The organism is Ruegeria sp. G12 (genome assembly GCF_056533565.1).
The window spans coordinates 83,414-95,706 of record NZ_JBQFOO010000001.1; the positions used below are offsets into that span (position 1 = coordinate 83,414).

Here is a 12,293-nt window from a genome sequence, read left to right on the forward strand (position 1 = left end):
GAAGATGGCCCAGATTGACTACTATTTTGCGACAATTTCGCCGTACACCTACCTGGCGGGCACACGGCTTGAGGAAGTAGCGGCGAAGCACGGGGCCACGATCAAATACAAGCCGCTGGATATTATCGCCCTGTTTGGGCGGACCGGCGGCACTGCGCCGAAGGACCGGCACATCTCGCGCGTCGAATACCGCGCGCAGGAGTTGCTGCGGCAGTCGCGCGGTTTGGGCATGGCGTTCAACCTGCAGCCCGCGCATTGGCCGACCAATGCGGCCCCGTCCTCTTACGCGATCATAGCCGCGACCAAGGATGGATCGGGTGACATCGGTAAGCTGTGCTATTCGATCCTGCGCGCCTGCTGGGCCGAGGAAAAAGACGTGGCGCAGGATGATGTGATCCGCGATTGCCTGTCGCAGGCTGGGTTTGATCCGGCGCTTGCAAACAGCGGCCTGTTGGTCGGGGCCGAGACTTATGCCGCCAATCTGGAGGAGGCGGTCGAGCGCGGCGTGTTCGGCGCGCCCTTCTACATCACGCCCGACGATCAGCGATTCTGGGGGCAGGACAGGCTGGATGAACTGGACCGGCATCTGGCTGAGATGAAGGGGTGACGACCGACCCGGCGACCCCGTCCGTATATGTAAGGAAGATGGGAGAGGGCGCGCGACATGCCCTCGCCCTACATTGCACTCTGGCGCATTCCGGCGCGTGGTCGGGCATGTCACAGGCGCTTGGCGATGCCACACTGGTCGCCCCGGATATGCTCTCGCATGGCCGCAGCCCGGATTGGGACGGTCACAGCGATTACTTCGACGCGGTTACGGCCCATGCCAAGGACCAGCTGATCGCACCGATGGACATCATCGGTCATTCCTTCGGCGCGATGATCGCTCTGCGCCTGTGCATCGAATGCCCTGAACGGGTGCGCAGCGCGGTGTTGATAGAGCCGGTGTTCTTTGCGGTCGCCCGGCATGACGCCCCCGAGTTGTTCGCCCGACACGAACGGGACGCGCAGCCGGTAGACGACGCGTTCGCGGCCGGAGATACCGCCATGGCCGCCCGGCTGTTCAACCGGATGTGGGGGGCATCCTCGGGTCCGAAATGGCCGGACCTGCCGGACCGCACCCGCGCGGCGATGATCCGGGGGATCGATGTGGTTCCGGCAGTCCACGGCGCATTGTTTGACGATGCTGCGCAGTTGCTTGACACGGCCAGACTTGGTCGCGCCTCGATGCCGGTTCTGTTGTTGGCGGGCACGGACACGCACCCGGTTCTTCCGGCTATCTGCGAAGGTCTGAGAACGCGGCTGCCCTCAGCCACCAGCGCGATTGTCGACGGGGCGGGGCATATGCTGCCGATCACGCACCCCCGCGAAACTGCCGCGCTGGTTCAGGACTTCTGGCGCAGCCTCCCTACAGAAGGGCCAGAAACCGGTCGATCTGATCCGCTTCAATAGACCAGTCGCAGACCAGCCTGCAGGCGAGGTCTTCTGCCTCGTCTTCGCCCTCCAACTCATCGCCCCACAGGTGATAGACCGCCCCCGCCTCGTGCAATTGCCGGTGCTTGGCGCGCGGGAAAGAGGCGAAGACCATATTGGCCTGCGGCTCATGCAGGAACGAGGCCCCTTTGGCGCGCAGCCCATCCGCCAGACGGGCGCAGCTGTCATTGGCCTGACGTGCCAGTTTCAGCCATAGGTCGTCCTGCAGATAGGCCGCCATCTGAGCCGACAAATAGCGGTGCTTGGAAAACAGATGCGCCCCGCGTTTGCGGCGCAGCTCGAACTCCCACGCCTTGCTTTCATCAAAGAAAACAACCGCCTCGACCCCCATGAGCCCGTTCTTGGTGCCGCCGAAACTGACCGCATCCACACCCGATTTCCACGTCATCTCGGCGGGCGAGCAATTCAGTGCGACCAGGGCGTTGGTAAACCGTGCGCCATCCATATGCACCGGCAGGTCAAACTCTTTGGCCACTGCGCAGAGCGCCTGCATTTCCTCTAGCGAATAAACCGATCCTCGCTCGGTCACTTGCGTGATCGAAACAGGGCCGCGTTGCGGGCCGTGCACGCCGCGGGTTTCTTCCTTCAGGATCGTCTCGCGTAGGGCCTCGGCGGTCATCTTGTCGCCGCCGGGCACAAGAGTCAGCTTGGCCCCGGTGTAAAACTCGGGCGCGTTGCATTCGTCTTCGTGGATATGCGCGACCGGAGAGCAGAACACCGTCTCCCACGGCTGGGAAAGCGTCGCCAAAGCCAGCGAATTCGCCGCCGTACCCGTCGCCACCAGATAAACCGCCGCGTCCGGAGCCTCGAAGATACTGCGGATGCGATCCCGTACCTCGTTCATCAGGGTGTCCGCGCCATAGGCCATCTGATAGCCCTGATTGGCCTCGGCCAGTTTTGCCATGACCTGCGGATGAACGGGGCCGGAATTGTCAGAGGCGAAGTACATCAGCTGGGCTCCTCGATGATATAGTCTTCCCATTCTTCCATGGGTGTTTCGAACTCGGACACCGTACGTCCCTGAACCGACACGCCTGCGCGGTGTACGCTGTCCGGCGTACCAGATAGCAACGGGTGCCAGTCGTAAAGCGGTTTGCCTTCCCACAGCAACCGATAGGCGCAGGTCTGCGGCAGCCAATAGGCGTGGCTGTCGATATTGTCGGGGGTCATCACGATGCATTCGGGCACGAATTGATGCCGGATGTCGTATTGGGTGCAGCGGCAGCTTTCATCGTCCAGCAGGCGGCAGGCAACACAGGTCAGTGCGACCTCGCCCGAATCCTCGTCTTCCAGCTTGTTCAGGCAGCACTTGCCGCAGCCGTCACACAGCGCCTCCCACTCGCGCTGGTTCATTTTGCGCAGGGGTTTGCGTTCCCAGAACCTGTGGGCCAGACCAGAGCGATCAATGGGATCGTCGCTCATAGCACCGCCAGAAGGCCGCGCGCCTGTTCGCAATCCGCATCCATTTGGGCGATCAGCCTGCCCAGCCCGTCAAAGGTCATTTCGGGGCGCAGGAAGTCGACCAGACCGACGGACAGGGTCGCGCCGTACAGGTCGCCCGAGAAGTCAAACAGGAAGGTTTCGATATTGGGCAATTCGCCCTGAAACATGGGCCGGACCCCGACCGAGGCCGCGCCGTGATAGCTGCCCTTATGCGGGCCATCCAGCACGTCGACAAGCACCGCGTAGACACCGAACTTCGGCGGGTGCAGCCCTTCGATCGACATATTGGCGGTGGGAAAGCCCAGTTCGCGCCCTCGCTGTTCGCCCCCGATCACCGTGCCTTCGATCCGGTGCCAATGCCCCAGCATCGCCGCCGCATCGCGGGGGCGACCTTCGCTGAGTGCAGTTCGGATCGCGGTCGAAGACACAACGCTGTCGGTTTTTTCCATCAGCGGAGCGATTGTCACGCCAAACCCCATCTCTTCCCCAAACTGCGCCATATCCTGCGCCGTGCCGCTGCGGCCTTTGCCAAAGCAGAAATCGGCGCCCACGACCACATGTGACAGACCCAGCCCGTCGCAGACGACGTTGCGGGCGAACTCATCGGGGGACAGCCCGGCAAGTGCTGCATTGAACGGCAGTTCATACAGTTTCTGCACACCCAGCTTTTGCAACCGGTGTGCTCGCGCATTGCCCCGCATCAACCGGAAAGGCGGCGCATCGGGTGCAAAATACTCGCGCGGGTGCGGCTCGAATGTCAGCACGCCCAATGGGGCATCGGGCGCAGCGTTGCGGGCCAGTTCAATGACTGAGCGATGCCCGACATGCACCCCGTCAAAATTGCCGATGGCCACACTGGCGCCTCGGTCCTCAGGGTCGACAAACTGGAAATCCCGGATGATCTGCATGCAGCTTGCCTAGCGGGACTGGGGGACGGGTTCAAGCACCTGATTGCCCTGACCTTTGGGCTTAACGCGCATCTCCGGCGCGCCTACCATCGGGAAACCAAAAGGGAGTGCCGGGATGAGAAAGATCGCAGCCCTTATTTTTCCGGGCTTTGAATTGCTGGATGTTTTCGGCCCGATGGAAATGTTCGGTTTGCTGCAAGATAAGTTCGACCTGACGCTGGTGGCCGAAGAAACCGGCGCGGTTGCCAGCAATCAGAAACTGGCGGCCCAGGCCACCCGGTCCACCCGCGATAGCACTGACTACGACATCGTGTTCGTGCCGGGCGGCGCAGGCACACGGCGCGAGGTTGAAAACACAGACCTTCTTCAATGGATCACGAGGGTTTCTGAAACCGCCGAATTCACCCTGAGTGTCTGCACCGGCAGCGCCCTGCTTGCGCGGGCTGGCCTGCTGGATGGGCGTCGCGCCACCACCAACAAGGCCGCCTTTGACTGGGTCGCCACGCAAGGCCCCAATGTCGACTGGGTCCGTCAGGCGCGCTGGGTCGAGGACGGGCCGTTCTTCACCTCGTCCGGCGTGTCAGCCGGGATGGACATGACGCTGGGGGCCATTGCCGCGATGCACGGGGTCGAGATGGCCGAGTCAGTTGCGAAATGGTGCGAATACAGCTGGCACCGCGACAAAGACCGGGATCCGTTCGCGAAACTGTACGGTTTGGTCTGAGAAAAGCCGTTTCTTAGCCTGCGCGTCAGTCGAATTTCCGCGAGGGGGCCAGAACCATCGCCTCGCCCACCAGCACCTTTTTGCCCTCGACCGCGCAATGGCAATCCAGCTTGACCCGGCGCTTGGCGAAGTCGATGTCGATCACCTTGACCTCGGCATGGACCATGTCGCCGGGCCGCACCGGAGCGAGGAATTTCAGCGACTGCCCCATATAGACCGTGCCGTGGCCGGGCAGTTGCTCGCCGATCACGGCCGAGATCAGACCGGCCGTCAGCATCCCATGCGCAATGCGCCCTTCGAAGATCGTGTCGCGCGCATAATCATCGTCCAGATGCACCGGATTCCGGTCGGTCGAGACCTGAGCGAACATCTCGATATCTTCATCCGTCACCACTTTGCGCAGGTGCCGGGTCATACCCATTTCGATGTCTTCGATACAGATCGTTCCGCGCGGAAGATTGTCCAACATGTTACCCTCGCTCGCATTCAAAGGGTAACAAAGAAACTAAAGTCACCCCAGATCGGTAACTTTATTACTTCGCAAGCGCAGAAAATCAAGCCTTTTCTGGCTACCGCAGGCGGCCGATCGTGTAGGTGGGATTGATATTTTCCCTTTGGATATAGTCCTTTAGAGACTCATGGTGCGGGTGGTGCGACGTTTTGGTCTCCGCCGCCGCCAGCCCGCCGGAAATAAAGAGCGTGTCGATTCCCTCGCCCATGCCGCCCAGGATGTCCGTATGGGGGCCGTCGCCGATGGCGAGGCTGTCGCTGTCGGACACATCAACACCCAGTTCCTGCAGCCTGCGGCGGGCCAGATCGTAGATCGGAGGATGGGGTTTGCCGAAATACAGGCTCTCACCGCCCATTTCGGTATAGAGCTTGGCCAGCGCCCCGGCGCACCACTCGCGCACCTCACCCCGGTCCACCACGATATCGGGATTGGCGCAGAGCAGCTTCAGGCCCATCTGCTTGGCATAGAGGAAATCGGGGCGGTTAACGTCGGGGTCGGCCATCGGATCGAACGGGCCGCAGCAGACGATGCCCTCGGCCTGATCGAGTGGGACGCGCTCAATGTGGATTGGGTGATGCAACAGTTTCAGCGGCTCGAAAAAGCCCGCGTCGCGCCCCCACTCGCCCATGAAGTAAACCTTGTGGCCAACGGCCCCGCGGAACATCGCGGACCGCGCTGAATCTCCGCTGGTGGCGATGGTGTCATAGGCATCCGCAGGCACGTTGAATTGGGTCAATTGCGTAGCCACCCCGGCGCGCGGTTTGGGGGAGTTTGTCACCAACACCACGGTCCCGCCTTTCTGCCGGTACGCCTGAAGGGCGGCGACGGCCTCGGGATAGGCGGTGATGCCGTTGTGGACGCAGCCCCAAAGATCGACGAACAGCGCCTTGTAGCGGTCAGAGATTTCGGCAAGCGTGTGGACGATCTGAGTCATGACAGGCCCTTGTTGGTACAGCAGGATGGCTGCCCAAGCCTATGGCAGAGCCTGACCCGTTTGGCCAGTAGGGGGCTTTGCCCCCGCCGCCCTTCGGGCGACTCCCCCAGGATATTTTTGGCCAGATGAAGCAGGGGATCCTTTATTCATCTGGCTCTAAATATCCCGGAGCGCGAGGCAGAGCCTCGCAAGAAAAAAGCGCCCCGAAGGGCGCTGATTGGTGGGTCTCAGACCTTGAGATTGGGGATGATCTGCTTTTTCCGGCTCATAATGCCGGGCAGCACAACCGCGTCTCCATCGACCGATGCGCCAAAGCTCTTTTCGGCCACGCCTTTGACCAGATCGTTGGGCACCAGCAGGGTTGCTTCTTCGTTCAGAATGTCCACGACGAACAGCAGAACCTGATCGACGCCATCTTCCTTGGCGACATCCACCATCGAGTCCGCCAGGCTCGCTTTGCGGTCCAGTACGACGCCCGGTGCGGTGGTTTCCAGAACCGAGACGCGGAATTTGGTGCCGTCGACCTCGTATTCCTTGCTGTCCATGCGTAGCAACTCGGCGTCCGAGAAGGAGGAGACATCCGATTTCGCCGCGAACATGTCGGCGGCATAGGCCGAGATGTCTAGCTCGAGCTCAGCTGCCAGTTTTTCGGCAACGGCGCGGTCATGGGCGGTGGTGGTGGGCGAGCGGAACTCGAGCGTGTCGGACAGGATGCAGGTCAGGGCCGCGCCTTTGATGGCGTCGGGCATCTTGGCCGCGTCATCGCCCATCAGATCGACCATGATGGTCGCGGTGCAAGCCAGCGGGCGCACGGTGATGTCGATGGGGCCTTTGGTTTCCAGACCGCCGACCAGCTTGTGGTGGTCGATGATGGCGCGGATATCTGCGTCGTTGATCGAGGCGGGCAGTTCTGCCGGGTTGTTGGTGTCGACGATCACAACGGGCGTGTCCGCGGCCAAGTCTTCGATGATGCGCGGCTTGGGCAGGTCCCAATTGTCCAGCATGAAAGCTGCTTCGGTGTTGGGTTCTCCCAGCAGTACCGGTTCGGTCGTCTCACCTTTGACTTCGTTCAGGTACCAGGACCACAGGATCGGAGAGCCTGTGGAATCGGTGTCGGGGGATTTGTGGCCAAATACGAGCGTTGTCATGTCAGGGTCCTGAGGATGATAAATTTGCGCGCCTTATAGGGCCGTCGGGGCGGGTTGTCACCCGGCAGCATTGCCTCTGCGGCGGTTGGTCTTGAAATCGCCGGTTTCGGTCAGAATGGCGCGCGGGTCAAGGTGTAGCCTGCCTGCTGCAACTGGTGCAGAAGGCCGTGTTCGCCGCTTAAGTGTCCTGCCCCCACCGCGATGACGACGGTTTGGTCCGTGATCGCCAGAATGTGCCGCATCCAGTTGGCGTTCCGGTCGACCAGCATCTGCTGTTCGAAGCCGCTCCATTCGGCGTTGAACACCTCTGGCTCAAGGCCTGAAACCTCCAGCCCGTGAATGCGCGCCAGTTGCATGATCTCGGCGTGTTTCTCTTCGATATAGGCGTTGGCCAGCGTGGTCAGTTGATCTTCGCTGCCTTGAATGGCACCGGACAGGCGCAAGAGGGACTGCACCTGTTCCTCGATCGTGTGGCTGTCGAACATCGCCACAAGGTCTGCGATCTGTTCCAGCGAATGCTGCGGGATGTTTTTCGCTTCGGCCAGTTCGGTCAGGCGGGCATCCATTCCGTGGTTCGCATCCGGGTTTTGCAGCAGGCACGGCGGCACGCCCAGCATCATGCTCAGAAACCAGGGCCGCATCTTGGCGGCCATCCAGCTAGGAATGCCGCGCTCGGCTAGCGTTGCGGATAGCGTGGCCCAATCCTCTTCGGGTATTAGGTCAATCAGGGTCGGGCCAGAGGTGATCATCACCGGGCTGAGGTCTTTGGCCAAACCCTGTTCGAACGCCTCCATTTCGCTCTGCGTAACCTCGAAGTAAAACGCATCCGCCTGGCTGAGCGTAGGGGTCAGACGATCGACAACCGCCTCCATGCGCGGGTCGGTTGTGTGCAGGGTGCCGATCAGATGCAGAACCGTATCGCCTTTCCGCGCAATCCAGTGGTTGCCTTCCGGAAACGGGATGTCGGCCATGGCAAGCTGCAACTCTTGCCGTTGCTCGGGCGTCAGGTCGAGCCGGAGGTCGCGCCCCTCACACGCCGCATGGGCAGACGCGGGTAGCAACAGGAAGGCAATGAACATCATCAGGCGCATAGGTCGATCCATTCGGACGAAGGGGTTGCGCCCAGACATAGCCGTGCCCGCGCATTTCATGCAAGCGGCCCGGTGCCGCAACTCTGGCATTCCTGAGCATTTCGAATAGCATGCAGGCATGGACCGCGAGCAGGATTTGTACCCTCCGATCAAGGCGCTGCTGGAGCATCAGGGCTACACCGTCAAGGGTGAGGTCGGTGCTGCCGATGTGGTGGCCATGCGCGATGGCGAAGACCCGGTCATTGTTGAGTTGAAACTGCGGTTCTCGCTTGCCTTGTTCCATCAGGCGATTGCCCGGCTCAGGATCACCGATCAGGTCTATATCGCGGTCTGCAAGCCCAAAGGGCGGTCTGCGCGGCGGGCGTTGAAGGACAACCTTGCCCTGTGCCGCAGGCTGGGGTTGGGTCTGATCACGGTTCGGGCTGACGGGCGGGTCGAGGTGCAGTGCGATCCCGGCCCATATGCGCCCCGTAAGGACAAGGCAAGAACCGCGCGCCTGCTGCGCGAGTTTGACCGGTTGGAGGGCGATCCGAATTCCGGCGGCGCAACGCGCCACGGGATCGTGACAGCCTATCGACAAGACGCTTTGAAATGCGCTGCGCATCTGGCCGAACACGGCCCGACCAAAGGGTCCGAGGTGGCCAAATCAGTCGGCGTACCGGTGGCTACACGGCTGATGCGGGAAAACCACTACGGGTGGTTTGAGAAGATTGAAAAGGGTATCTACGGGCTTACATCCGAGGGGGCCGAGGGGCTTAAACACTGGGCTTACAGTTGGGAAGAGGCCGACTGATCCGCCGATAAGCCCCCAATGCCAAAAAATCTTTCACGTCTTGTTGACTCGGGGTTTTCGACCCCCTAGCTATGCGTCGTTATCACTCAGCAAGCATGAGTGCTAACGCCTCGTCATCCGGCGAGGGGAGGATAGATAAACTTTGAGCCCAAGGAGCTGCAAAGATGGCATTGAAACCGCTTCACGACCGTGTGCTGGTCCGTCGCGTTGAAAGCGAAGAGAAAACCGCAGGCGGCCTGATCATTCCTGACAGTGCAAAAGAAAAGCCCAGCGAAGGCGAGGTTGTCTCGACCGGCGAAGGCGCACGTAAGGACAGCGGCGAGCTGATCGCGATGGCCGTAAAGGCCGGTGACAAAATCCTGTTCGGCAAATGGTCGGGCACCGAGGTCACCATCGACGGCGAAGAGCTGCTGATGATGAAAGAAAGCGACATCATGGGGATCATCGAGTAAGCGGCACGCTTTCTCTGATCTTTATTCCAAACATATTTCTCAAGGAGAAACGACATGGCTGCTAAGGACGTCAAGTTCGAAACAGACGCGCGCAACCGTATGCTGGCAGGTGTGAACATCCTGGCCGATGCGGTTAAAGTGACCCTGGGCCCCAAGGGCCGCAACGTGGTTCTGGACAAATCCTTCGGCGCACCGCGCATCACCAAAGACGGTGTATCGGTTGCCAAGGAAATCGAACTGGAAGACAAGTTCGAAAACATGGGCGCGCAGATGGTAAAAGAAGTCGCCAGCCGCACCAATGACGAAGCCGGTGACGGCACCACCACCGCAACCGTTCTGGCTCAGTCCATCGTTCGCGAAGGCCTGAAGCAGGTTGCAGCGGGCCTGAACCCGATGGACCTGAAGCGCGGCATCGACCTGGCAACCGCCAAGGTTGTTGAAGGCATCAAGTCGGCTTCGCGTGAAGTTAAAGACTCGGCAGAAGTTGCTCAGGTTGGCACCATTTCGGCCAACGGCGAAGCCGAAATCGGCCAGCAGATCGCGGACGCGATGCAAAAGGTTGGCAACGAAGGCGTCATCACCGTCGAAGAAAACAAAGGTCTGGAAACCGAGACCGATGTTGTCGAGGGTATGCAGTTCGACCGTGGCTACCTGTCGCCTTACTTCGTCACCAACGCAGACAAGATGATCGCAGAGCTCGACGACTGCATGATCCTGCTGCACGAAAAGAAACTGTCCTCGCTGCAGCCGATGGTTCCGCTGCTGGAGCAGGTGATCCAGTCGCAAAAGCCGCTGCTGATCATCGCGGAAGACGTTGAAGGCGAAGCGCTGGCGACCCTCGTGGTCAACAAACTGCGCGGCGGCCTGAAAATTGCTGCTGTCAAAGCACCGGGCTTCGGCGATCGCCGCAAAGCCATGCTGCAGGACATCGCAATCCTGACCGGCGGTCAGGTCATCAGCGAAGATCTGGGCATGAAGCTCGAGTCCGTCACCATGGACATGCTGGGCACCGCCAAGAAGATCGAGATCACCAAAGACGAAACCACCATCGTCGACGGTGCTGGTGAGAAAGCCGAGATCGAAGCACGTGTTGCTCAGATTCGCACTCAGATCGAAGAAACTTCGTCGGACTACGACCGTGAGAAGCTGCAAGAGCGCGTTGCCAAACTGGCAGGCGGTGTTGCCGTTATCCGTGTCGGCGGCATGACCGAAGTGGAAGTGAAAGAGCGTAAAGACCGCGTTGACGATGCTCTGAACGCGACCCGTGCTGCCGTTCAGGAAGGCGTTGTTGTTGGCGGCGGTGTCGCTCTGGTTCAGGCCGGTAAAGCGCTGAACGATCTGGAAGGTGCAAACGCTGATCAGGATGCAGGCATCAACATCGTGCGCAAGGCCATCGAATCGCCGCTGCGCCAGATCGCTGAAAACGCAGGCGTTGACGGTGCAGTTGTTGCTGGCAAAGTCCGTGAATCGGCTGACGCAGCATTCGGCTTCAACGCTCAGACCGAAGAATATGGCGACATGTTCTCGTTCGGTGTGATCGACCCGGCCAAGGTTGTGCGTACTGCTCTGGAAGATGCGGCATCGGTTGCTGGTCTGCTGGTCACCACTGAAGCGATGGTTGCTGACAAGCCCGCCAAAGAAGGCGCGGCACCTGCCGGTGGCATGCCCGACATGGGCGGCATGGGCGGCATGATGTAAGCACGTCGAATTCGCCTTGGCGAATTCTGACGACCCCGACAGGCGCTTGGCCAAATGGCCAAGCTGCCAAAAAGGGGCGCAGCACAAGATTGACGGGGTCGCCTTTGGGCGGCCCCGTTTCGTTTGGAATGCCCGCTGGGCGGGCATGCCTCCGGCGGAGGTATTTTTGAACAGAAGAAGGGCGGGTTGCTGGTTGCGCGAAAGTGAGTGTGCAAACCCTGCTGAACCCGCTATGCGGTTGATATGCGACTGTTTCTGCTTACCGCTTTGACCATGTGCGCCTTTGCGGCGAATTCCATTCTAAACCGTCTGGCCATATACAGCGGCGCGAGCGACCCGGCGGGTTTTGCAGTGGTGCGAGTTCTGTCCGGCGCGGTTGTTCTAACCGTTCTGGTGTTCTTGAGGCGAGGGCATCTGCCCCTGCGCAACCGGCGCAGGATTGCGGGTGCGGGCGCGCTGTCGCTTTATATGGTCGGGTTTTCAATTGCTTATCTAACGCTGGACGCAGGCCTTGGCGCGTTGATCCTGTTCGGAGTCGTTCAGATCACGATGTTTGCCGTCAGTTCTGCCACCGGTGGCGCGCCAACGGGTCGGCAGATTTCCGGGGCGGTGATTGCGCTGGTTGGGTTGACCTATGTGCTGTGGCCGTCCGGGGCCGTTCAGGTCGATCCCTTGGGCGCTGGGCTAATGACCGCTGCGGGAATCGGCTGGGCGATCTATTCGCTGGTCGGGCGGACTGAACCGGATGCGCTGGCTGGAACAGCAGCAAATTTCATCGTGGCGCTGCCCATTACGGGTTTGGCTTTGCTCGCGACGGGCGGAGGCTGGCATATGACCGGAGCGGGCTATCTGCTGGCGGCTCTGTCCGGAGGGGTGACGTCGGGGATGGGCTATGCGCTCTGGTACAGGGTTCTGCCGCAACTTGCTCCTACAACGGCGGCTGTTGTGCAACTGAGCGTTCCGATCATCGCCATAGTCGCGGGTGTTGTGCTTTTGGGCGAGGTCGCCAGCCTGCGTCTGATCCTTGGGGCGGCGCTGGTTCTGGGCGGCATTGCGCTGGCGGTGCTGCAACGGAAGCCGCGTTAGGGGTTTAATCC

The 12,293-nt window shown here is 60.7% G+C and carries 14 protein-coding genes; 7 read left to right on the forward strand and 7 right to left on the reverse strand.

The features are described 5' to 3' along the window. Window positions 1–4 precede the first annotated feature (4 nt). Together ACR0JN_RS00370 and ACR0JN_RS00375 are read left to right on the forward strand one after the other, a co-directional pair. Window positions 5–607 carry a DsbA family protein gene (locus tag ACR0JN_RS00370; protein ID WP_480883368.1) on the forward strand — a complete coding sequence of 201 codons (603 nt, stop codon included), beginning with the start codon at window positions 5–7 and terminating at the stop codon, window positions 605–607. Further along, a complete protein-coding gene (locus ACR0JN_RS00375) occupies window positions 604–1,452 on the forward strand; it encodes an alpha/beta fold hydrolase (RefSeq protein WP_480883370.1) in 849 nt (282 codons plus the stop codon). The genes ACR0JN_RS00370 and ACR0JN_RS00375 overlap by 4 nt, the downstream gene beginning before the upstream one ends. On the opposite strand, the gene ACR0JN_RS00380 is transcribed toward ACR0JN_RS00375, so the two are convergent. From ACR0JN_RS00380 to ACR0JN_RS00390, 3 genes are read right to left on the reverse strand one after another with little or no spacing between them, the layout of a single operon-like run. After that, window positions 1,409–2,443 (reverse strand): threonine aldolase family protein, encoded by a 1,035-nt coding sequence (locus ACR0JN_RS00380; protein ID WP_480883372.1) that lies wholly within the window; start codon window positions 2,441–2,443, stop codon window positions 1,409–1,411. The genes ACR0JN_RS00375 and ACR0JN_RS00380 overlap by 44 nt on opposite strands. Continuing rightward, window positions 2,443–2,916 (reverse strand): YcgN family cysteine cluster protein, encoded by a 474-nt coding sequence (locus tag ACR0JN_RS00385; RefSeq protein WP_480883374.1) that lies wholly within the window; start codon window positions 2,914–2,916, stop codon window positions 2,443–2,445. Before ACR0JN_RS00385 ends, ACR0JN_RS00380 begins: the two co-directional genes overlap by 1 nt. Then, window positions 2,913–3,845: a bifunctional riboflavin kinase/FAD synthetase gene (locus ACR0JN_RS00390; RefSeq protein WP_480883376.1), complete on the reverse strand. Its 933-nt coding sequence runs from the start codon at window positions 3,843–3,845 to the stop codon at window positions 2,913–2,915. The genes ACR0JN_RS00385 and ACR0JN_RS00390 overlap by 4 nt, the downstream gene beginning before the upstream one ends. A gap of 115 nt (window positions 3,846–3,960) precedes the next feature. Between ACR0JN_RS00390 and ACR0JN_RS00395 the strand changes: the two genes are divergently transcribed. Then, on the forward strand, window positions 3,961–4,569 hold the full coding sequence (locus ACR0JN_RS00395; protein ID WP_480883378.1) for a DJ-1/PfpI family protein: 609 nt from the start codon (window positions 3,961–3,963) through the stop codon (window positions 4,567–4,569). Between the two features lie 25 nt (window positions 4,570–4,594). Here ACR0JN_RS00395 and ACR0JN_RS00400 read toward each other — a convergent pair whose 3' ends face one another. The 4 genes from ACR0JN_RS00400 to ACR0JN_RS00415 form a co-directional block, all read right to left on the reverse strand. Further along, window positions 4,595–5,038: a MaoC family dehydratase gene (locus ACR0JN_RS00400; RefSeq protein ID WP_480883380.1), complete on the reverse strand. Its 444-nt coding sequence runs from the start codon at window positions 5,036–5,038 to the stop codon at window positions 4,595–4,597. 100 nt (window positions 5,039–5,138) lie between these two features. Beyond that, the gene (locus ACR0JN_RS00405; protein ID WP_480883382.1) at window positions 5,139–6,014 is read right to left on the reverse strand and encodes a TIGR01459 family HAD-type hydrolase; all 876 of its coding nucleotides are present in this window, start codon (window positions 6,012–6,014) and stop codon (window positions 5,139–5,141) included. Between the two features lie 227 nt (window positions 6,015–6,241). Beyond that, complete coding sequence (locus ACR0JN_RS00410; protein WP_480816756.1) at window positions 6,242–7,162, reverse strand: manganese-dependent inorganic pyrophosphatase; 921 nt, start codon at window positions 7,160–7,162, stop codon at window positions 6,242–6,244. A 110-nt stretch (window positions 7,163–7,272) separates the two neighbouring features. Beyond that, entirely contained in the window at window positions 7,273–8,253 is a 981-nt protein-coding gene (locus ACR0JN_RS00415; protein WP_480883384.1) for a TraB/GumN family protein, read from the reverse strand. 118 nt (window positions 8,254–8,371) lie between these two features. Here ACR0JN_RS00415 and ACR0JN_RS00420 point away from each other — a divergent pair, with 118 nt between their 5' ends. From ACR0JN_RS00420 to ACR0JN_RS00435, 4 genes are all read left to right on the forward strand, one after another. Beyond that, window positions 8,372–9,046: a DUF2161 domain-containing phosphodiesterase gene (locus ACR0JN_RS00420; RefSeq protein ID WP_480883386.1), complete on the forward strand. Its 675-nt coding sequence runs from the start codon at window positions 8,372–8,374 to the stop codon at window positions 9,044–9,046. Between the two features lie 164 nt (window positions 9,047–9,210). Continuing rightward, window positions 9,211–9,498 (forward strand): co-chaperone GroES, encoded by a 288-nt coding sequence (locus tag ACR0JN_RS00425; protein ID WP_480612517.1) that lies wholly within the window; start codon window positions 9,211–9,213, stop codon window positions 9,496–9,498. 54 nt (window positions 9,499–9,552) lie between these two features. Then, window positions 9,553–11,196, forward strand: a complete 1,644-nt coding sequence (gene groL, locus ACR0JN_RS00430) for a chaperonin GroEL (protein ID WP_480816753.1) — start codon at window positions 9,553–9,555, stop codon at window positions 11,194–11,196. A gap of 243 nt (window positions 11,197–11,439) precedes the next feature. After that, entirely contained in the window at window positions 11,440–12,282 is an 843-nt protein-coding gene (locus ACR0JN_RS00435) for a DMT family transporter (protein WP_480883388.1), read from the forward strand. Window positions 12,283–12,293 lie beyond the last annotated feature (11 nt).

Bases quoted from the DNA above. Each gene is read 5' to 3' on its own strand.
- ACR0JN_RS00370 (WP_480883368.1), top strand. From the start codon at position 5: ATGGCCCAGATTGACTACTATTTTGCGACAATTTCGCCGTACACCTAC.
- ACR0JN_RS00380 (WP_480883372.1), bottom strand. From the start codon at position 2,443: ATGTACTTCGCCTCTGACAATTCCGGCCCCGTTCATCCGCAGGTCATG.
- ACR0JN_RS00385 (WP_480883374.1), bottom strand. From the start codon at position 2,916: ATGAGCGACGATCCCATTGATCGCTCTGGTCTGGCCCACAGGTTCTGG.
- ACR0JN_RS00390 (WP_480883376.1), bottom strand. From the start codon at position 3,845: ATGCAGATCATCCGGGATTTCCAGTTTGTCGACCCTGAGGACCGAGGC.
- ACR0JN_RS00395 (WP_480883378.1), top strand. From the start codon at position 3,961: ATGAGAAAGATCGCAGCCCTTATTTTTCCGGGCTTTGAATTGCTGGAT.
- ACR0JN_RS00400 (WP_480883380.1), bottom strand. From the start codon at position 5,038: ATGTTGGACAATCTTCCGCGCGGAACGATCTGTATCGAAGACATCGAA.
- ACR0JN_RS00405 (WP_480883382.1), bottom strand. From the start codon at position 6,014: ATGACTCAGATCGTCCACACGCTTGCCGAAATCTCTGACCGCTACAAG.
- ACR0JN_RS00410 (WP_480816756.1), bottom strand. From the start codon at position 7,162: ATGACAACGCTCGTATTTGGCCACAAATCCCCCGACACCGATTCCACA.
- ACR0JN_RS00415 (WP_480883384.1), bottom strand. From the start codon at position 8,253: ATGCGCCTGATGATGTTCATTGCCTTCCTGTTGCTACCCGCGTCTGCC.
- ACR0JN_RS00420 (WP_480883386.1), top strand. From the start codon at position 8,372: ATGGACCGCGAGCAGGATTTGTACCCTCCGATCAAGGCGCTGCTGGAG.
- ACR0JN_RS00425 (WP_480612517.1), top strand. From the start codon at position 9,211: ATGGCATTGAAACCGCTTCACGACCGTGTGCTGGTCCGTCGCGTTGAA.
- groL (WP_480816753.1), top strand. From the start codon at position 9,553: ATGGCTGCTAAGGACGTCAAGTTCGAAACAGACGCGCGCAACCGTATG.
- ACR0JN_RS00435 (WP_480883388.1), top strand. From the start codon at position 11,440: ATGCGACTGTTTCTGCTTACCGCTTTGACCATGTGCGCCTTTGCGGCG.